The sequence below is a fragment of the Streptomyces daliensis genome, from assembly GCF_054782395.1.
This window is the reverse complement of sequence record NZ_BAAGSO010000070.1, coordinates 94,016-113,117: the sequence shown is the minus strand read 5'-3', so window position 1 is coordinate 113,117 and position 19,102 is coordinate 94,016. Positions and strand designations below refer to the sequence as shown.

The following is a 19,102-nucleotide window of genomic DNA, read 5'->3' as shown; positions in this document are numbered from 1 at the left end:
CGCGGCACCGGACACCCCGCACCCACGCGCCCACAACCCCAACAGGAACCCGGAATCACGCGGCGCAAGCCGCAAAGCACCGGTCCATACGCCGCGCCGTAGCCACCGGCCCGCACCCGAACACGGTGCTCAGCCCAGCGCAGCGCCCCGGACAGGGGCACAAAAATCAGCGCGGGACCCTACAGTGCGCACCACACCGGTCAACCGTCCCGCGCAACACCCCCGTGAAGGGCCTACCCCCCGTTTCCTTCCGCACCCCGCGAAGGGGACCCGTCCCGCGCAACACCCCCGTGAAGGGGCAAAACCCCCACAGCGGTAGCCGAAACACAACCCGCGCGCCGAAGAGGGCACCCCTGTGAGAGGGAGGAACCCCGTGAGGGCCTCACCCCGTACCCCGTGAAGGGGCACACCGGCGTGAAGGGGGAACCCTGCGTTTCAGCCGCCCAAAAGTTTCAGGATGCGGGGCCAGCTGGATTCGCGGGCGTGTTGGTCCGCCTTGGCGGTGGAGGTGACCTGGCCGTCCTGGCCGCCCTCTTGGCCGGGCTGGCCGTAGGGGAACCAGTTCACGTGGTGGCCCGCGCCCTTGTAGGTGACCTGTTGGTGGGGTTCGCCCGAGGCGTTGTGCTGGGAGGCGATGTCGCGGGCCGAAGCGGCCGAGCCCCACATCTTGTCGTTGTCGCCCGCCACAGCGAGGACCGTGCCCCGCACCCGGTCCAGCGGAATCGGCCCTGCCGGGATCTTCTCCCCGTCGTCGAGCCATGCCGCATACGCGTCCGCGCCCGCCAGATAGGGCCCGTTGACCTTGGACGAGGGCGCGTACGCGATGACGTCCCGCACCAGTTCGGGACGCCGCTGCCCGAGCAACTGGGCGACCTCGCTGCCGCGCGAGTTGCCCATCACGGCCAGCTTGCCGGGATCGGCCGAGGGCTGCTTGTTCAGCGTCTTCATGGCGCGGGTGAAGTAGTCGAGGTCGATCTTGTTGAGCGCGTCGGGGCGCCCCGAGCCCTCGCCGCAGCGGAAGTAGCAGAGGGACAGCGTCGGATGGCCGTGCGCGGCCAGCAGCGCCGCCGCGTATTCGCCCGCGTTGCCGCCTTCGGAGCCGCCGAAGACGAGCACGGGCGCCTTCCGCTTCTCGCCCTTGCCGCGCGCGGGCGAGTACAGCTCGCCGTCGACCCCGTCCTCGTCGACGGTCAGCTTCCGGTGCTGGACGTCGCCGTGCAGCCACTGGCGGCTGAGCACCCGGGTGGCCAGCTTCTTGCCCTCGCCGCCGCTCTTGCCGCGCTCGGCGACGGTCAGCCGCACCTGGTAGCCGGACTGCTTGTCGGGGGTGGCCGGGTGGTAGGAGAACGCCTTGCCGCTGCCGATCATCTTCTTCACGGTGCCGTTCCGCGGCAGCATGCTGCTCAGCAGGCCCATGCTGTCCGCGCCCTCGTACGGCTCGCCGCCCTGCGGCGCCCGCTCGCCGAGGTCGAGTACCCCGTCGCCGTCGGCCGTATAGGCACCGCGTGCCGCCCAGGACGCGTCGCGCTGGTCCTTCGCGTCGGCGGCGACGGTGACCCGCTGGCCGGGTTCAAGTCCTGTGACCTTGATCTCCACGGCCTTGTCGGCCGTCGTGACGGGGTCGCTCACCTTGACCTGGACGCCGTCCCGCGACGTCTTCTTCTGGGGTGCCGAAGCACCGTCGCCGCCGGAGCACGCCGCCGCACCGGCGAGAACGGCCAGTGCCACGGGTGCCGCGACGGCTGCCCGTACGTTCCGCTTACGTCCCATCCGCCGCACCCTACGCATGCACCGGGTGCCACCGCGAACGACCCCCGGGTGGAAATCGAACCGATTTTCCGTCACTCTGGCCTCCATGCTGCCCGCAGAGCGTGACTTCTATTTGACGCAGAGCGTCCAGGACGAGCCCGGTGCCATGGCGGACAAGCTGGCGCAACTCCCCACGGGCCCGGACGAACTGGCGCTGCTCGTGCGGCGGTTGCTCATGCACCGTGAGGAGACGGGCAGCTTCGGGTGCGCCCTCCCCGACTCCCGGCACCGCGCGGAGGCGGAGGCCCGCTGCGTCGACGGCATCCTGGAGATCGTGGCCGGGCTCGGCGGCGTGCGGCCGACGGCCCCGCGCCGTCCCGCCGACCGGTTCGCGGGCACCTGCCGGGACTTCGCGCTCCTGCACTGCGCCCTGCTGCGGCATTCGGGTACGCCCGCGCGCGTGCGCTGCGGCTACGCCACCTACTTCGCCCCCGGTTTCCACGACGACCACTGGGTCACCGAGTACGCGCACCCGGAGCGCGGCTGGACCCTCTGCGATCCGCAGGTGGTCCCGGACCGCGCGGAGAAGGGGTACGAGCTGGACTTTGACCCGCTGGACGTGCCCCGCGAGCGCTTCCTCGTCGCGGGCGAGGCATGGCGCCTGTGCCGTACGGGGGCGGCCGACGCGGCGACGTTCGGGGTCAGCGTCCTCGGGCTCACCGGCCTGTGGACGGTGCGCGCCAACGTCGTACGGGATCTCGCGGCGCTCAACAGGGCCGAGGTGCTGCCCTGGGACACGTGGGGCGTGGGTGACAGCGAGCCCGCCTCCGCGCCCGACGACGAGGAGCTGACGGTGCTCGACGAGGCGGCCCGGATCATGGCCGAGGGCGGCTTCGCCGATCTGCGCGAGCTGTACCTCACCACTCCGTCCCTGCGCGTCCCGCGCACCCTCACAGCGCACGCGGCCTTCGCGGGCGACGCGGGCCCCGGCTCCCGCGAGAACGCCGGAGCGTGACGGGGCCCGGCTCCCTGATTCCCCTGCCGTCTTCCCTGACGCCGTGTGCGGGTCACGTCCCGCTCGGCGACGGCGTCTTCGGCACCGTGAAGCGCCGCACTCCGGGAACGGCGGCCGTCGCGAGACAGGCAGCCCCCACCAGCGCCGCCGAGGCCGCGAGCGGGGTGCCCGCGCCCCAGGCGTCGGCGGCGAGCGGGGCGAGGGCGTATCCGAGCGGCATGGCGCCCAGGGAGACGAGCCAGTCGTAGGACGTGACGCGGGCCAGGACGTGCTCGGGCACGGCGTTCTGGACCGTCGTGCGCCAGAGCGGATTGAGGAAGCCGAGCCCGGCCATGGCCAGCGCGTACGCGCCCACCACCACGGGTGCCGGTGCGGGGACGGCGAAGAGCGCGAGCGGGAGGACGTAGAGCAGCCCGGCCAGGTTGGCGGCCAGCACCGGGCGGCGCGGGTGCGCACGGGCCGCGATCAGCGAGCCGACGAGCAGCCCGACGGCCCCCGCCTGGAGCACCGCGATCCAGACGCCCTCCCCGCCCAGTTCCTCGACGGCGAGCGCCGGGCCGAGGGTCATCAGCACGCTGGCGGTGAAGTTCCATATGGCGTGGACGACGAGGCTGCTCCAGTACCAGTCACGTGCGCGCACCTCGGCCCAGCCCTCGGCCAGGTCGGCGCGCAGCGACCGCTTCGGCAGCGCGACCCGGCGCACGCGCACGAGCAGGAGCGTGACCGCGCTGACGGCGAAGGTGGCCGCGTCCAGGAGGAACGCCCAGCCGGGGCCCGCCGCCCAGATGGTCAGCCCCGCCAGCGCGGGCCCGCCCAGCCGCGCGGCGCTCTCCGCCGTGCCCAGCAGCCCGTTGGCGCGCGCCCTGCCCTCCTTGGCGACGGTTCCGGTGATCAGCGGCGAGAGTGTGGGGACGGAGAAGGCCGAGGCCGCGCCGCCCGCCGCCTCGGCGCCCGCGATGAGGGCGAGCGAGGGGTCCCCGCCCAGTAACTGGACGCCGACGAAGAGCTGCGACGCGCAGCGCACCACGTCGGTGACGAGCGCGACCCGGCGGGCACCGACCCGGTCGGCGACCACCCCGCCGAGCGGCAGCAGCACCAGCTTCGGCACCATCGCGCAGGCCAGGACGAGGGCGAGCGCGGACGCTGACCCCGTGGCGCGCAGCACGGCGAGGGCGAGCGCGGCCGGGATGACGGCGTCGCCGAGCAGGGTGAGGGAGCGGCCGAGGAAGAGCAGCCGGAAGTCGCGGGTGCGCAGGGGGTGTTGGGGGCGCTGGAGACGCTGGGTGTGTTCGGGGTGCGGCATGGCCGGAATGTATTTCGGCGCCGAAGTATTCGTCAACGAAATATCGCGATGGGCGGACGTACGATCGGCGCATGGGTGCCACGCGGAAGCCGGACGACGACAGCCTTGACCGAGGGGAGCCGGACCCCGGGGTGCGGGACTGGACGGACGGGCACATCGCGCGCTGGTCGCCCGTCCTCCCCCTCGACCCCGACATCGAGGGCGCGGCCACCCGCATGTACCGCTTCACCAAGCATCTGCGCCGCGTCAAGGAGCGCGGGCTTTCCGACTACGGGCTCCAGCAGTACGAGTACGACACGCTCCAGGCCCTCGCGGGCCGCGAGGGCCGGGCCACACCCTCGGCGCTGGCCGCCGATCTCGACATGGCCCCCGCCTCCATCACGGGCCGCCTCGACGCGCTGGAGCGGCGCGGCTATGTGCGCCGTACGCCCTCGTCCACGGACCGCCGCCGGGTCGACGTCGAGCTGACGGAGGAGGGCCGCGCCGCCTGGCTGGGTGCGATGGGCACCGTCGGGCACGAGGAGTACCGGCTGCTGGGCGCCCTCAGCGAGGAGGAGCGGCGCACGCTGTCCGGTCTGCTGCGCCGCGTCATGTACGAGGCGGAGGCGGGCGGGGAGGAGTGACGGCGGGACGGGCACACCGAACCGCGCCGCGCCGCACCGGAGCCCGGCGACGGGCGTGGCCGTCGCCGGGCTCTGTGGGTGTGGGGGGTGGGGCTGTGCGGCGGAGTCGGTCTAACCCGGCTGCGTCGTCTGCGCCGTCTCGTAGAGGTTCTGCGCGTCGGCGCCGAAGTAGGGGCCGAACATCGTGCCGGGGAGGAACGTGTAGCCGAAGCTGTTGACGGAGGACTGGAGTCCCGTGCCCGCCGTCTCGTCGAACTCCGTGAACCACGGGCCGCCGCTGGAGCCGCCCGTCATGTCGCAGCCGAGGCCGTGGTCGTCCGAGAGCAGGAAGTCGCGGAACGTCGTGCCGGAGCAGTAGATCAACTGCTCACCGTCGTACGGCGCCGCTGCGGGGAAGCCGAACGCGTACATGTCCTTGTTGTAGCCCGTGTTGAAGGCCAGGCCCTGGGCGCCGACGACGTCGGTCAGCCGCTGCCCGTCCAGGGGTGCGACGACGGCCGCGCCCACGTCGTAGTTGATGTCCTCACTGGCCTCCCACTGCGGGGTGGTCAGCGTCTCGGCGGCCGTCCACTTGCCGTAGGGGGCCTGTCCGTCGTGGTAGCCGGGGACGAACACCCAGTCGGTGTGCCAGGCGCCGTCCAGCTTGACGCAGTGGCCCGCGGTGATCACCGTGCTGTCGTTCTCGCTGGTCACCGCGTTGCCCGAGCAGGAGGCCGTGCGGCCCTGGTAGGTGAAGAAGACGCGGCCAGAGGTCTGCTCGACCGCGCCGCCGCCCGTCCAGGGGCCGCCGCCCTCGGGGAAGGCCAGGGGGCCTGCCGCGCGTCGCTCGGCGCGCTCGCCGGGGACCTTCAGCTCCGGGCCCCTGGGAACGGCCCTCTCCGGGGAGCCCGTACCCGTTCCGGAACCGGAGCCTCCGCCGGGCCCGAGCAGGTCCAGGGGCTCGGCCTCCCGCATCCGCTCCGGGGTCCAGAAGCGTGCCGTGTCCTCGCGCGCCGTGCTCCCGGGGCCGCCGGGGCCCGCGCCGCCCGTCTCGGCGCCCGCCGGAACGGTCTGCGCGACGAGCCCGAGCAGGGCGCCGACGGCGACCAGGGCCCCGGCTGCCGCACGGCAGTGCTGTCCTGTGTGTCTCACGCGTACTCCTTCTGCGGTGGGGGTGGCAGATGAGTGGTGCGAGGTGAACCGGGCAGGGCGTCGGTGTCGCCCGGTGCGTAGAGAGGGTGCCCTCAATTCGCGCGCCGCGAACGGGAGTTGACGCCTCATGGTGTGAACCCGTCGCGCGTTACGGGGCGCCGGGTGACGCGGCGACGGGGGAGGAGGAAGGGGCACGGACCCGGGACCCGGACACACGCGAGGGCCCCTCCCGCACGGCGGAAGGGGCCCTCGTCGCGAGGCGAGCGTGACCGGGGCTCAGAAGCGCCGGGTGATCAGCGCCTTCTTGACCTCCTGGATCGCCTTGGTGACCTCGATGCCGCGCGGGCAGGCGTCCGTGCAGTTGAAGGTGGTGCGGCAGCGCCACACACCGTCACGGTCGTTGAGGATCTCCAGCCGCTGCTCCCCGGCCTCGTCGCGCGAGTCGAAGATGAAGCGGTGCGCGTTGACGATCGCCGCCGGGCCGAAGTACTGCCCGTCGTTCCAGAACACCGGGCACGAGGACGTGCACGCGGCGCACAGGATGCACTTGGTGGTGTCGTCGAAGCGCTCGCGGTCCTCGGCGGACTGGAGGCGCTCGCGCGTCGGCTCGTTCCCCGTGGTGACCAGGAACGGCATGACGTCCCGGTACGCCTGGAAGAACGGGTCCATGTCCACCACGAGGTCCTTGAGGACCGTGAGGCCCTTGATGGCCTCGATCGTGATCGGCTTCTCGGGGTTGATGTCCTTGATCAGCGTCTTGCACGCCAGCCGGTTACGGCCGTTGATGCGCATGGCGTCCGAACCGCAGATGCCGTGCGCGCAGGAGCGGCGGAACGTGAGCGTCCCGTCGATCTCCCACTTGATCTTGTGCAGGACGTCGAGGACACGGTCCTTCGGGTCCACGTCCACGGCGAAGTCTTCCCACCGGGACTCGTCCGAGATCTCCGAGTTGAACCGGCGGATCCGGAAGGTGACCGTGATCAGGTGCGAGGCGGCGGCCTTGTCGTCCGCCTCGGCCTTGTCCATGACAGCGGTGCTCATCAGTACTTACGCTCCATCGGCTGGTAGCGGGTCTGCACGACCGGCTTGTAGTCCAGCCGGATCGACTCGGTGCCGTCGTCGCCCACCTCGCGGTACGCCATCGTGTGGCGCATGAAGTTGACGTCGTCGCGGTTCGGGTAGTCCTCGCGGTAGTGACCGCCGCGGGACTCCTTGCGGGCCAGCGCGGACGTCGCCGTGACCTCGGCCAGATCGAGCAGGTTGCCCAGCTCAAGGGCCTCCAGCAGGTCGGTGTTGAACCGCTTGCCCTTGTCCTGGACGCTGATGTTGCGGTAGCGCTTGCGCAGCGCCGCGATCTCCTCGACCGCTTCCTTCAGCGTCTGCTCCGTGCGGAAGACCATGACGTTCTTGTCCATGCACTCCTGGAGCGCCTTGCGGATCTCGGTGACCCGCTCGTTGCCCGTCGCGTCCCGCAGGTTCTCGACCTCGCCCTCGACGAACGCCGTCGGATTCTCCGGCAGCTCGACGAAGTCCGCCGTCGCCGCGTACTCGGCGGCCGCGATACCGGCTCGCCGCCCGAAGACGTTGATGTCCAGCAGCGAGTTGGTGCCCAGGCGGTTCGCGCCGTGCACGGACACGCAGGCGACCTCGCCCGCCGCGTACAGGCCCGGCACCACCGTGGTGTTGTCGAGCAGCGCCTCGCCCTGGACGTTCGTCGGGATGCCGCCCATCGCGTAGTGCGCGGTCGGCTGGATCGGCACCGGGTCGGTGTACGGCTCGATGCCCAGGTACGTCCGCGCGAACTCGGTGATGTCCGGGAGCTTGGCGTCGAGCTGCTCCGGCGGCAGGTGGGTGAGGTCCAGGTAGACGTGGTCGGCGTCGGGGCCGCAGCCGCGTCCCTCCCGGATCTCGGTGTAGATCGAGCGCGAGACGACGTCGCGCGAGGCGAGGTCCTTCATGACCGGCGCGTACTTCTCCATGAAGCGCTCGCCGTCCTTGTTCCGGAGGATGCCGCCCTCACCGCGGGCGCCCTCCGTGAGCAGGATGCCCATCTTGTAGATGCCGGTCGGGTGGAACTGGAAGAACTCCATGTCCTCCAGCGGCAGCCCGCGCCGGAAGGCCGCCGCCTGCCCGTCACCGGTGAGGGTGTGGGCGTTGGAGGTGACCTTGAAGAACTTGCCGTTGCCGCCCGAGGCGAAGACGACCGCCTTGGCCTGGAAGACGTGGATCTCGCCGGTGGTCAGCTCGTACGCGACGACGCCCGCGGTCTTCTTGACCCCGTCGACGTCGTTGAGCAGCAGGTCCAGGACGTAGAACTCGTTGTAGAACTCCACGCCCTCCTTGACGCAGTTCTGGTACAGCGTCTGGAGGATCATGTGCCCTGTGCGGTCGGCTGCGTAGCAGGACCGGCGCACCGGGGCCTCGCCGTGGTTGCGCGAGTGCCCGCCGAACCGCCGCTGGTCGATCTTGCCCTGCGGGGTGCGGTTGAAGGGCAGGCCCATCTTCTCCAGGTCGAGGACCGAGTCGATGGCCTCCTTCGCCAGGATCTCGGCGGCGTCCTGGTCGACCAGGTAGTCGCCGCCCTTGATCGTGTCGAAGGTGTGCCACTCCCAGTTGTCCTCCTCGACGTTGGCCAGGGCCGCGGCCATGCCGCCCTGCGCCGCGCCGGTGTGGGAGCGGGTCGGGTAGAGCTTCGTCAGCACGGCGGTGCGGCTGCGCTTGGTCGACTCGATGGCCGCGCGCATGCCCGCGCCGCCGGCGCCGACGATGACGGTGTCGTACTTGTGAATCTTCATGGGGGTTACCTCAGCCTCAGCCCGTTACGTCTGCCCGTTACGTCAGCCACGTCAGCGAATGTTCGGGTCGAAGGTGAAGATCACCAGCGTGCCCAGCAGGACGGTGAACACCGTGGCGGTGTACAGCAGCATCTTCAGCCAGAAGCGGGTGTTGTCCCGCTCCGCGTAGTCGTTGATGACGGTGCGCAGGCCGTTGGCGCCGTGCAGCATGGCGAGCCACAGCATGGCCAGGTCCCAGATCTGCCAGAACGGGGAGGCCCAGCGGCCCGCGACGAACGCGAAGCCGATCTTGCTGACGCCGCCGTCCAGCACGAGCTGGATCAGCAGGTGCCCGATGACCAGCACCACGAGCACGATCCCGGACAGCCGCATGAACAGCCATCCGTACATCTCGAAGTTGGTCTTCGACGCCTTGGGCGTCTTCGCGGTACGGGCGCGAGGGGGCTCGATGTAGGGAGCCGGGTTGTCCACGTCGTAGAGGCGGACACCCTCGGTGCCCTGGCCCTCGGCGGTCCCGGTGGCCTCGGCGGTGGCCTTGGCGTTGGCGGTCTCGGTCGACATCATGCATCAGCTCCCGAACAGCGAACGCAGCGTGTGCTGAAGGACGGGGTAGAAGGCGCCGACCATGAGGACGAGCCAGATCCCCATCACGGTCCACAGCATCTGCTTCTGGTACCTCGCGCCCTTCGACCAGAAGTCCACGGCGATGACCCGCAGGCCGTTGAGCGCGTGGAAGAGGATGGCGGCCACGAGGCCGTACTCCATCAGATTGACGAGCGGAGTCTTGTAGATCGCGACAGTGTCGTCGTACGCCTCGGGCGAGACGCGGACGAGCGCGGTGTCCAGGACGTGCACGAACAGGAAGAAGAAGATGAGGACGCCGGTGACTCGATGAGCCACCCATGACCACATTCCTTCCCGGCCGCGGTACAGCGTTCCAGCCGGCACGGAAAAACCCTCCGGGAGCGGATATCGGGGCCTGCCGGCTTCGGTGTCGGTCGGCCCGGCCGGGTACGGTCCACCGGCCGCGGCCATCGTAGCGACGCTTTGTCGGCACACTGGTGCCGGGTGCGGTGGTGTGATCAATCAGGCACGGACGGCCCAGTCTCTTCCCAGTCCCGGACCGGCCTCTCCGGGGTCCGTCAGGACCGCAGGAGATGGGTGAGGCGGGCGCGGGTGAGGGCGCGGAGTTCGTCCGCCGTCACGTCCCACTCCCGCTCCACCTCGTTCCCCAGCCGCACCCGCACCGAGGCCAGCGCCTGGTCCATCCGCTCCTCCGCCGCGTACCCGTCGAGGCAGACGAGGAACGCGTGTCCGAACCTGCTCTCGTACGCCGCGTGCGCCGCCCGCAGGGCCATGTGCGCGGCCGGCGTCCCGGGCTGGTCGCTGAGCGGATGGTGCGCCGTCTCCTCGGCCAGCGCCTCGGCGAGGTCGGCGAAGGTGAGGTCGTAGCACGCCTCGTCGGACGCGGCGAGCAGCGCCTCGTGGTCCGGGTACGGGCGGTGCGCCGCGACACGCGCCGCCCACCTGCGGCTGCCGCAGCAGCGCAGCAGCACCTCCTCCGCCTCGGCCGCGGGGACCGTGTTGAGCCACGCCAGCTTCGGCCCGGCGGACCGGGGCTCGTGCTCGCTTCGCTCGGGCGTCAGGCGCATGGCTCCTCGTAACGGGGCGGGACGGGATGGGATGGGGCGGGGACACCATGGTCCACGCATCCGGGGTGGCTCGGATGTGACGTCGGATACAGCAGTGGTGGGAGATTGGCCGTCACCGTAGCGACGAGTGTGATCAACGGTCCGACGGATGCGCGAATTTCACCCGTACGGGACCGGATTGTCACGCATGACTGACGACGGTAGGCAGGAAGGGGGCCATACCGTATCGGTATGGGACGTATGTGGCCAAAAAAGCTGGCTGTTTCGAGAGTGTCGAAGGCGTCGAAGGCGTCGAGGGCTGCGCGGGGTCCGCGGGCTTCGCGGGCTTCGCGTGCCGTGCTCGGCGCGAGCGCCTGCGCCGTGCTCGCGCTGAGCGCCTGTTCCGGCGGCGGTGACGAGCCGGGCGGCTCAGCGAGCAGTGCGGGGGGCCACCGGACATCGTCGTCGCCCACGTCCGACGCCCCCTCGCCCACGGCTCCCGCCAAGATCGGCCCGGCGCCCTCCGCCGTTCCGGCCGTGCGCGAGTGGAAGGCCGTGCGCGGTCCTGGCTGGGAGCCGGCCGACGGCACCCGGGTCGTGGCCCGCGACGAAGCCGTCGCCGATGAGGCCAGGCTGCTGGCCGGCGAGATGAAGGTGCCCTACGGGAAGGGCTACGGCAAGGGAGGGGAGAAGGCCCGCACCGGGGACATCGAGCTGGGCCTGGACAAGGGCGCTGAGGCGAAGAAGGCCGGGCGCGAGGCGTACGTCCTCAACAGCCGCGACGGCAAGGTGACCATCACGGGCGCCTCGGACGCCGGGGTCTTCTACGGGACCCGCACGCTGCTCCAGACCGTCCGCGACAAGGGGCGTTTCTCGGACGGCGTGGTCGAGGACCGGCCCGACCGCGCCCAGCGCGGCTTCATGCTCGACATCGCCCGCAAGCACTTCGACGCGGAGTGGATCGAGCAGCGGATCAAGGAGATGGGCGACCTCAAGCTCAACCAGCTCCAGCTCCACCTCTCGGACGACCAGGCGTTCCGCGTCGAGAGCGAGTCCCACCCCGAGGTGGTCTCCGAGCCGCACCTGACCAAGGACCAGCTCCGCCGCATCATCGAGCTGGCCAAGGCCCGGCACATCGAGGTCATCCCCGAGATCGACTCGCCGGGCCACCTCGGCGCGGTCATCAAGGCGCACCCTGGCCTCCAGCTCAAGAACGCCTCAGGCCAGGCGACCAGGGGAGCCGTGGACATCTCGGACCCGAAGGCGGCGAAGATCGTCGACGATCTGCTGCGCGAGTACGCCAAGCTCTTCCCCGGCACGTACGCGCACCTCGGCGGCGACGAGTACCGCGCTCTGACGGTGAAGGACCCGGCCGCCTCGTACCCCCAGCTGGCCTCGGCCGCGCGTAAGAAGTACGGGAAGGGCGCGGACGTCCAGGATCTGGCGACGGCCTGGCTCAACGACCGCGCCGACACCCTGCGCAAGGCGGGGAAGACCCCGCAGGTGTGGAACGACGGCATCCACAAGGGCGGCAGCGTGCGCGCGGACAAGGACCGCCAGGTGACGTACTGGACGGGCAAGGAGATCGGCGCCCGCGAGCCCGTGGAGTACCTGAAGGAGGGCTGGAAGGTCGTCAACCTGAACGACGAGTACCTCTACTACGTCCTGGGCGAGCCGAACGACTTCACGTATCCGACGGGCGAGCGGATCTACGAGGAGTGGACGCCCGCCGTGCTGCGCGGCAAGAAGGCGGTGCCCTCGTCGCTGTCGGGCCCCGACCGCATCCTGGGCGGGCGCTTCGCGGTGTGGTGCGACATCGCCGACGCGCAGTCGACGGACCAGATCGCGAAGGCCGTCAAGGCGCCGCTGGCGGCGACGTCGCAGAAGCTGTGGAACCCGGAGAAGCCGAAGATGGGCTGGGCGGAGTTCAAGGCGCTCTCGGAGCGGGTGGGCTGACGGCGCGGAGAGGCTAGCGGACGGGTGTGAGGGCGGGCGCGGCCGGGATCAGCCGGTACGCGCCCGCCTCGCGTCGCACGTGCCCCGCGGTCGGCGCCGCGAAGTGGCTGCCGAGCAGGAGCGTCGGCGTACCGGCGAGCGAGCCGAGCAGTTCGTGCCGGGTCCTGGCGGCGACGTCGGGCGCGATGTCCACGCAGCTGCACAGCGCCGGGTGCGACATCTGGACCGGGTGGTGGATGCTGTCCCCTGTGATCAGTGCGCTCTCGCCCCGGCTGCTGAGGCGGACGGCCACCTGGCCCGGTGTGTGCCCCGGCGTGGGCAGCAGGCGGATGCCCGGGGCGATGTCCGTGCCGCCGTCCACGCCGCCGTCCGCGACGTCGACGAGGTCGAACAGCCCCGCTTCCCGTACCGGGTGCACCGAGTCGCGGAACATCTGACGGCGCGCCTCCTCCATCTCGACACCGGCCCAGTAGTCCCATTCGGTGCGGGTGGTGACGTAGCGCGCGTTCGGGAAGGTGGGCACCCAGTCGTCGCCTTCGGCCCGCGTGTTCCATCCGACGTGGTCGGCGTGGAGATGGGTCAGGACGACGAGGTCCACGCTCTCCGGCGCGAAGCCCGTGGCGCGGAGCCGCGACGCGTAGTCGCTGTCCAGGTTGTGCCAGGCGGGGTTGGCGCGCCGCTTCCCGTTGCCGATGCCGGTGTCGATCAGCACGCGCATGCCGTCCGCCTCGAAGGCGAAGCTGTGGCTCGCGAGGCGCAGGACGCCCTGTTCGTCGGCGAAGTCGGGGTGCAGCCAGGGGGTGCCTGTCACGAGCTCTGCGGTCGCTTCCGGGAGCAGCCACGGGCCGGTCTGCGGGGGCAGGGCGACCTCGTCGACGCGGTGGACGGTGAGGTCGCCCACGGCCCAGGCGGGGGCGGGGGTGGGGGTTGTCGTGTGCATGGAGGTTCCTCCTGGATCGAGGCGGCTAAAAGCTATTGGTTTGCGTTAAGTCAGCGTAGGCCCTACTGTCGGCTAAAGCAAACAATTAGCTTTTAACTCGGAAGGGGCACCATGACCAGCGAACTCACTCCCCAGGAGGCGGCCCGAGTGGCGCTCCGGGCGGGGCTGCCTCTCGGGGGAGACCGCCACGAAGGAGTGGCCATGACCGCCAACCACATCCACTCCGTCATCACCACACTGCGCGAGCTGGACTTCGGCGACATCGCGCCCGCGGCCTCCTACCGGCCCGTACACGGACAGGAGCACGCCGATGCGACCGTTTGAGCCGTTTGAGCTGTCGCTCACCGAAGCGTCCAGGGCACTGCGCGCACGCGAACTGTCCCCCGTCGAACTCACCGCGTCCGTGCTGGACCGCATCGGCGCGGTCGAAGGACGGCTCGGCGCCTACGTCACCGTCGCCGCCGACGCGGCACGCGCCGCCGCAGCCCGCGCCGAACGCGAGATCGCGCGAGGCGGCCCGCGCGGGCCGCTGCACGGAATCCCCATGGGGCTGAAGGACCTGATCGACGCCGAGGGGCTTCCCACTACGGCGAGTTCGGACGTCCGGGCCGGACATGTGGCGGAGCGCGACAGCGCGGTCGCCGAACGGCTCGCCGCCGCCGGTGCCGTCCTGCTGGGCAAGACGCACACGCACGAGTTCGCCTACGGCCTGACCACGCCGCAGACGCGCAACGCCTGGGACCACAGCCGGGTCGCGGGAGGGTCGAGCGGCGGCTCGGCGGTGGCCGTCGCGGCGGGCGGGGCCACCTTCGCCATGGGCACGGACACGGGCGGCTCCATCCGGGTCCCGGCGGCGCTGAACGGCGTGGTGGGCCTCAAGCCGACGTACGGCCTCGTCCCGCGCTACGGCGTGACCTCGCTGTCCTGGTCCCTGGACCACGTGGGCCCGCTCACCCGCACCGTCGAGGACGCGGCACTGGTCCTCGCGGCGACGGCCGGTCACGACCCGCGCGACCCGGCGAGCGTCATGCGGGCCCCGTCGGCGGACCTCGCCGACGGAGACGGCCTCGGCGGCCTCGACGACCTCAAGGGGCTGCGGGTCGGGGTGCCCCGCAACCACTACTTCGAGCGGGTCATGCCCGAGGTGGAGGAGGCCGTACGCCGGGCGATCGGGCGGCTCGCGGAACTCGGGGCGACGCTCGTCGACGTCGAGATCCCGATGGCGCGCTACGTCCAGGCCGTGCAGTGGGGGCTGATGGTGCCCGAGGCCACGGCGTACCACGAGCGGTCGCTGCGGGCCGCCGCAGACCTGTACGCGCCGGACGTCCGCATCCTCCTGGAGGCCGGCGAACTCACCTCGGCGGGCGACTACCTCCGCGCCCAGCGGGCCCGCACGATGATGCGCGACGCCTGGGCCCGCATGTTCGACGGGGCCGACGGGGCAGGCAGGACCGGCGGCATCGACGTCCTCGCCGCGCCGACGGTGCCGATGACCGCCGCGGCGGCGGGCCAGGAAACGGTCGAGTGGCCCGACGGCACGACCGAGGCCGTCTCCGACAGCTACGTCCGCCTCTCGGCCCCGGCCAACATCACCGGCGTCCCGTCCCTCACCCTGCCGGTCGGCCACGACCGGTCCGGGCTGCCGATCGGCATGCAGCTCATGGCCCGCGCCTTCCACGACACGACGGCACTCCGGGTGGGCCGGGCCTACGAGAGGTCCACCGTCGGCCTCGGAACCCTGGCCCCGGTCGCGGCTTGACGGCCCCTTCGCGGGGTGCGGAAGGAAACGGGGGGTCACCGCTTCACCGGGGTGTCGCGCGGGACGGTTCGCCCGTGAAGGGGTTGCCGTAGGGTCCCGCGCTGGGTTTTGTGCCGCGGCACGTGGTGCGGGGCGGGTCGGTGCCGTGCCGGAGAGGGCCCAGCGGGACGCTAGACGCAACGGATTCGCATTAAGGTGGGCACATGAGCCGCAAGCCCATGACCCGACCCGGCGGACGCAGCGCACGCGTGCAGGAAGCCGTCCACGCCGCGGTCCGTGAGCTTCTCGGCGAAGTGGGCCGTGACGCGCTCACCGTCCCCATGGTCGCGGCTCGCGCGGGCGTGACACCGTCCACCGTCTACCGCCGCTGGGGGGACCTTCAGGAACTCCTCTCCGACGTCGCGGTGGAGCGGCTGCGGCCGGAGACGGACCCCGCCGACCTCGGCAGCCTCCGGGACGACCTCGACGCCTGGGCGGAACAGTTCCTCGACGAGATGGCCTCCCCGTCCGGGCGCGCCTACATCAGGGACGCGCTCCTCGGAGACCCGGACGGCACCAACGCGGGCCAGTGCTCCGCCTACGCGGCCGAGCAGATCGACACGGTGCTGGACCGCGCGGCCCGGCGCGGTGAGCGGGTGCCGGACACGGAGCTGATGCTGGACGACATCGTGGCCCCGATCATGTACCGCATCCTCTTCCGCCCCGACGGCCTGAACGCCGCCTACGCCCGCGACCTGGTGTCCCACGCCCTGGACCGGCTCTGACCGGCTGATGTGACTGGTGACCGACGAGTTGCCGTACGGCGCCCGGCACCGCCTAACCGGTCCTGGGAGGTGTCAGCTCGTCGAGGGCGAGGCTGATCTCGAAGGGCACCAAGCGCTGAAGGGAGCCCCGGAAGATACCGGCAGGCGCGTAGGCGCCCGTCGGTTCGTCCAGCTCGTACACGTGGACGGCGGGTGCGCCGTCCTCGTCCTCGACGCACCAGTAATGCGGGATACCGGCCTCCGCGTATTTGCGGAGCTTGACCGTGCGGTCACGGTGGGCGGACTCCGGAGAGACGACTTCCACGACGAGCTGTACGTCATCGGGCGCGTACCACGTGCGGTCGGGATCGTAGGGCACGGTCGTCAGCAGGAGGTCCGGCTCGGGACGGTTGCGGGCGTCGAGGCGGATCGTGATTTCGCGCTCGACCTCGACGCCGACCGGTACCTGCGCCATGAGCGTGGTGGTCAGAGCGGTGATGAGGCGGCTGTGCCAGGACCGCTGGGGGGACATCATGAATACGAGGGCTCCGTCGATCAGCTCGGTGTGGCGCGGTGCCTCGGGGAGATGATCCAGATCCTCCGCGAACCAGCCTTCCGCGCGGGGAGGGCGCATCCAGTCGGGCAGTGCGGTCATGGCTTCACGGTAGCGGCTGCGGCCGAAACGGGCCCGGAACTCCCCGGAGCCTCGGCTGCGGCTCTCGCCGTCACCGCCGTGAGTGCCTACCGCGCGGGGACGATGCCCCCAGCCAGCGCGTCATGACGGATGCGTTGCGTCAGGGCAAGCTGTTCACGCAGGAGGCGCTCGTGCTCGTCCAGCTGCTTCATCGTTTCGGCGACCGTCAACTGTGTCGCGAGGCCGGGCAGCGCCACGGGCAGATCGCCGAGCACGTCAAGGGAGATGGTCTTCATCTTCATGCTCCCCGTGGAATGAGCTTCCAGCCACGCACGTGCCTCCGGGCCGCGCAGGTACGCGGCGAAGTAGTCGGCGTCGAGCCCGGTGGGGGGCCGCAGCAGAAAGCAGCCTGTGCCGCACACCCAGCCGGACTGCTCCTCGCGGACGACGGCGGCTCGTCCCAGCTCTCCGCGGCGCGCGAGAACGACATCGCCGGGGTGGAGGTGAAAGCGCTCCAGCCCCCTGGCCTGTCGCTCGCTGATGCGCCGGATGCTCGCCGTGCTGAAGCCGCTTCCCGACAGGTCCTTGGGCATTACGACGGGGACGCCGCCGTCATCGACGTAGTGGTCGGCACGGATCAGACTTCCCGACGGGCCCGCGAGCAGCAGGCCCGGCGTCTCGAACAGTCCTTCCGCGGTGCCCTTCAACATGTGCCGGAGCGGCACACGCGGGATGCTGGTCTCGCCGCGCGCCACTCGTTCGCTCCGTTCGAAGCTCTTGGAGAGGAGACTCGTCGCGCTGGCTGTTGCTCCGGCCCGCTCGGCCAACTCGGCGAGCAGGTGGCGGGTGTCCAGTGCTGCGGTCGGCTGCTCCTGGGCAGGAGCTACGTACATCTGGGGGGCAAGGGGGCAGCCGTCGTTCTCCAGGATCTCGTCGTACGAGACCGAGCAGGAGAACCCGGATTCGTCGGGGGTGGCGCGGGGAGACCGCAGCCAGTCGTGGAACCGGCCGTTGATGCGGTCTCTGTCCGCCGGGCCGAGGACAAGAGCGCGGCGCGGAGTCCGAGTGCCGAGCCGGCTCGCGTCGACGAAGAGGACGGACCTGGTTTCTCCGGCGGGGAGGTGGCGGGTTTTGTCCCGAGCGAGAAGCCAGACGTGCACAGGGACAGACGTGCCGGGGAATAGATCGGCAGGCAACGCGACCACGGCGAGAAGCGCCCCTTTGGCCAGCATCGCCTTGCGGGTCTCCGCGCCGTGGCGTGCGTAGGCGGCGCCCGTCGGCATGATCAGGGCCGCCTTCCCCTTCTCGCTGAGCCTGGTCCATACGAGCTGTATCCAGGCGAAGTTCGCGTTCGCCTCGGGGGGCAGTCCGAAGGGCCAGGCCAGATGCTCAAGGCCCTGGACGCGCTGGTTGAACGGCGGGTTGCACAGCACGAACTCGGCCTTGCCGTCGCCCGGGCTCCGGAAGAGTGACCCGGGATCGGAGGCTCGTACCAAGGGCCGGTCGATCCCGTGCAGGGCCAGGTTCAGCTTGGCCAGGTGGAGATTGCGGTGATCCATGGCGTAGCCCTCGAACGAGACGCCGCCGACGTGTCCCTGCTGTGCGATGTGCTGCGCTGCTGCGGCGAGGAGCCCCCCGGTTCCGCATGCGGGGTCGAGCACCCGATCGCCGGGCTGGGGGGACAGGGATTCCGCGAGCAGCCGCGTAAGCGTGTGCGGAGTATTGTGTTCGCCCATCTGAGCGCCGCTCTCCGCGAAGGACCGTTCCAGGAGCAGGCCGGTGACCTCTTCGAGCCCGGCCTCGACGGCTGTAGGGGGCTGCTGGAGCGCCATGAGGAACGCCGCCGTCCAGGGCAGATCGTTCGCCTCGCCCTTGTCGGCGAACGGGCTCTCCGGTTCCCAGGGTGTGAGCACGGGGAACTGGTCGTGCTGGGAAGCGAGGAGGAACGCGTCCTTGAGATCCCTCAGCGGTGGATGACCGGTTCCTGCCTCAGCGACGGCTCTGGACCACCGTTTGACCAGCTCGTCACCCGGGTCGTCCGCGGATTCGATGAACTTCGCGAGCAAGAGGATGGCGAGCATCGCGACGAGGTCGCGGTCCGTGCTCCGGCCTCGCTGAAAGGGCGCATACGCCCGCCACAGCCGGTCCACGACCTCTGCCGCGTGGCCATTCGTGTCCTTGCTCTCCACTGGGGGCTCCTCGCTCGCGGGTTCCACTTGGGTCGATTGACCACATACTTGACTGCCGGTATGTAGGTGCGCAGTAGGTCTGCGCAGAATATGAGAGGGGGAGAACGAATCGACCGATCTCCCTTCTCTCTGCGGAAGTGCCAGAAAGATAGCAGTGCCCGCTTGTTGATAAGGGAGGAGTGGGGGGCGCCCGCAGGACCGAAAACGGGATGCGCAGCTTGACTGCGCGAAGTTCCCTTTAGGTTCGCGCAGCTTGCGGGCCGGGGGAGGAGTCGTGGCGTGGGGAGAGGTGGCCGCACGGAAACCCTGGCGAGTGGCGCACGTCACTACCGTGTCGGCGTTCCAGGCCCCGCGAGGCGTTGGCGCCGAGGGTGTGAACAGCCTGGGGCCGATGCGGAGTTGCGGGAAGACGCCCGCGAACCGGCCGTCGGCGCGGCTCGGGTCATCGGCCGGAAGGGCATCGCGTGAGGCGTCCGGCCGGTTGGTCAGCACTGGTCGCGCTGGTCACGGAAATCCGCGCATCGCCCCAGCACGGAGCCGGAAAAGGCGAAGACGACCGGGGTCGCCACCCCCCACAGGAGAGACCCCGGCCGCCGTCGAGTACGGGCACACCACGCCAGGGTGGGCCCGTACT

General features: G+C 70.8%; 17 protein-coding genes. 6 read left to right on the top strand and 11 right to left on the bottom strand.

Translation table 11 applies throughout. The annotated features are described in order from the left end of the window. Nucleotides 1-435: 435 nt before the first annotated feature. Complete coding sequence (locus tag ACYVOO_RS16690) at nt 436-1,770, bottom strand: acyl-CoA thioesterase/bile acid-CoA:amino acid N-acyltransferase family protein (RefSeq protein WP_461016424.1); 1,335 nt, start codon at nt 1,768-1,770, stop codon at nt 436-438. 85 nt (nt 1,771-1,855) lie between these two features. On the opposite strand from ACYVOO_RS16690, the gene ACYVOO_RS16685 reads away from it, so the two are divergent. Next, complete coding sequence (locus tag ACYVOO_RS16685) at nt 1,856-2,764, top strand: transglutaminase-like domain-containing protein (protein WP_461016423.1); 909 nt, start codon at nt 1,856-1,858, stop codon at nt 2,762-2,764. A 52-nt stretch (nt 2,765-2,816) separates the two neighbouring features. Here the strand turns inward: ACYVOO_RS16685 and ACYVOO_RS16680 are convergent, their stop codons facing one another. Next, nucleotides 2,817-4,067, bottom strand: coding sequence for an MFS transporter (locus tag ACYVOO_RS16680; protein WP_461016422.1), 1,251 nt, complete (start codon nt 4,065-4,067; stop codon nt 2,817-2,819). 71 nt (nt 4,068-4,138) lie between these two features. Between ACYVOO_RS16680 and ACYVOO_RS16675 the strand changes: the two genes are divergently transcribed. After that, entirely contained in the window at nt 4,139-4,690 is a 552-nt protein-coding gene (locus ACYVOO_RS16675; protein ID WP_461016421.1) for a MarR family winged helix-turn-helix transcriptional regulator, read from the top strand. Nucleotides 4,691-4,801: 111 nt separating this feature from the next. Here ACYVOO_RS16675 and ACYVOO_RS16670 read toward each other — a convergent pair whose 3' ends face one another. The 6 genes from ACYVOO_RS16670 to ACYVOO_RS16645 form a co-directional block, all read right to left on the bottom strand. After that, nucleotides 4,802-5,821, bottom strand: a complete 1,020-nt coding sequence (locus ACYVOO_RS16670; protein ID WP_461016420.1) for a trypsin-like serine peptidase — start codon at nt 5,819-5,821, stop codon at nt 4,802-4,804. 276 nt (nt 5,822-6,097) lie between these two features. Beyond that, nucleotides 6,098-6,862, bottom strand: a complete 765-nt coding sequence (locus tag ACYVOO_RS16665) for a succinate dehydrogenase iron-sulfur subunit (RefSeq protein WP_461016419.1) — start codon at nt 6,860-6,862, stop codon at nt 6,098-6,100. Next, nucleotides 6,862-8,616, bottom strand: a complete 1,755-nt coding sequence (sdhA, locus tag ACYVOO_RS16660) for a succinate dehydrogenase flavoprotein subunit (protein ID WP_461016418.1) — start codon at nt 8,614-8,616, stop codon at nt 6,862-6,864. Before sdhA ends, ACYVOO_RS16665 begins: the two co-directional genes overlap by 1 nt. A 51-nt stretch (nt 8,617-8,667) precedes the next feature. Continuing rightward, the gene (locus ACYVOO_RS16655; RefSeq protein ID WP_461016439.1) at nt 8,668-9,177 is read right to left on the bottom strand and encodes a succinate dehydrogenase hydrophobic membrane anchor subunit; all 510 of its coding nucleotides are present in this window, start codon (nt 9,175-9,177) and stop codon (nt 8,668-8,670) included. A gap of 6 nt (nt 9,178-9,183) precedes the next feature. Beyond that, nucleotides 9,184-9,564 carry a succinate dehydrogenase, cytochrome b556 subunit gene (gene sdhC / locus ACYVOO_RS16650; RefSeq protein ID WP_453349286.1) on the bottom strand — a complete coding sequence of 127 codons (381 nt, stop codon included), beginning with the start codon at nt 9,562-9,564 and terminating at the stop codon, nt 9,184-9,186. A 194-nt stretch (nt 9,565-9,758) separates the two neighbouring features. Then, nucleotides 9,759-10,268: a 2-oxo-4-hydroxy-4-carboxy-5-ureidoimidazoline decarboxylase gene (locus ACYVOO_RS16645; RefSeq protein ID WP_461016417.1), complete on the bottom strand. Its 510-nt coding sequence runs from the start codon at nt 10,266-10,268 to the stop codon at nt 9,759-9,761. Nucleotides 10,269-10,508: 240 nt separating this feature from the next. Between ACYVOO_RS16645 and ACYVOO_RS16640 the strand changes: the two genes are divergently transcribed. Then, entirely contained in the window at nt 10,509-12,203 is a 1,695-nt protein-coding gene (locus ACYVOO_RS16640) for a beta-N-acetylhexosaminidase (RefSeq protein WP_461016438.1), read from the top strand. Nucleotides 12,204-12,216: 13 nt separating this feature from the next. Here the strand turns inward: ACYVOO_RS16640 and ACYVOO_RS16635 are convergent, their stop codons facing one another. Next, complete coding sequence (locus tag ACYVOO_RS16635) at nt 12,217-13,143, bottom strand: MBL fold metallo-hydrolase (RefSeq protein WP_461016416.1); 927 nt, start codon at nt 13,141-13,143, stop codon at nt 12,217-12,219. Between the two features lie 111 nt (nt 13,144-13,254). On the opposite strand from ACYVOO_RS16635, the gene ACYVOO_RS16630 reads away from it, so the two are divergent. The 3 genes from ACYVOO_RS16630 (at nt 13,255) to ACYVOO_RS16620 (ending at nt 15,666) form a co-directional block, all read left to right on the top strand. Beyond that, on the top strand, nt 13,255-13,467 hold the full coding sequence (locus ACYVOO_RS16630) for a hypothetical protein (protein ID WP_461016415.1): 213 nt from the start codon (nt 13,255-13,257) through the stop codon (nt 13,465-13,467). Further along, nucleotides 13,454-14,902 (top strand): amidase, encoded by a 1,449-nt coding sequence (locus ACYVOO_RS16625; protein ID WP_461016414.1) that lies wholly within the window; start codon nt 13,454-13,456, stop codon nt 14,900-14,902. The genes ACYVOO_RS16630 and ACYVOO_RS16625 overlap by 14 nt, the downstream gene beginning before the upstream one ends. Nucleotides 14,903-15,105: 203 nt before the next feature. Further along, nucleotides 15,106-15,666, top strand: a complete 561-nt coding sequence (locus tag ACYVOO_RS16620; protein ID WP_461016413.1) for a TetR/AcrR family transcriptional regulator — start codon at nt 15,106-15,108, stop codon at nt 15,664-15,666. 52 nt (nt 15,667-15,718) lie between these two features. Here the strand turns inward: ACYVOO_RS16620 and ACYVOO_RS16615 are convergent, their stop codons facing one another. Beyond that, nucleotides 15,719-16,300 carry a Uma2 family endonuclease gene (locus tag ACYVOO_RS16615; protein ID WP_461016412.1) on the bottom strand — a complete coding sequence of 194 codons (582 nt, stop codon included), beginning with the start codon at nt 16,298-16,300 and terminating at the stop codon, nt 15,719-15,721. 86 nt (nt 16,301-16,386) lie between these two features. Continuing rightward, nucleotides 16,387-18,468: a type I restriction-modification system subunit M/S gene (locus ACYVOO_RS16610; protein ID WP_461016411.1), complete on the bottom strand. Its 2,082-nt coding sequence runs from the start codon at nt 18,466-18,468 to the stop codon at nt 16,387-16,389. Nucleotides 18,469-19,102: the final 634 nt, after the last annotated feature.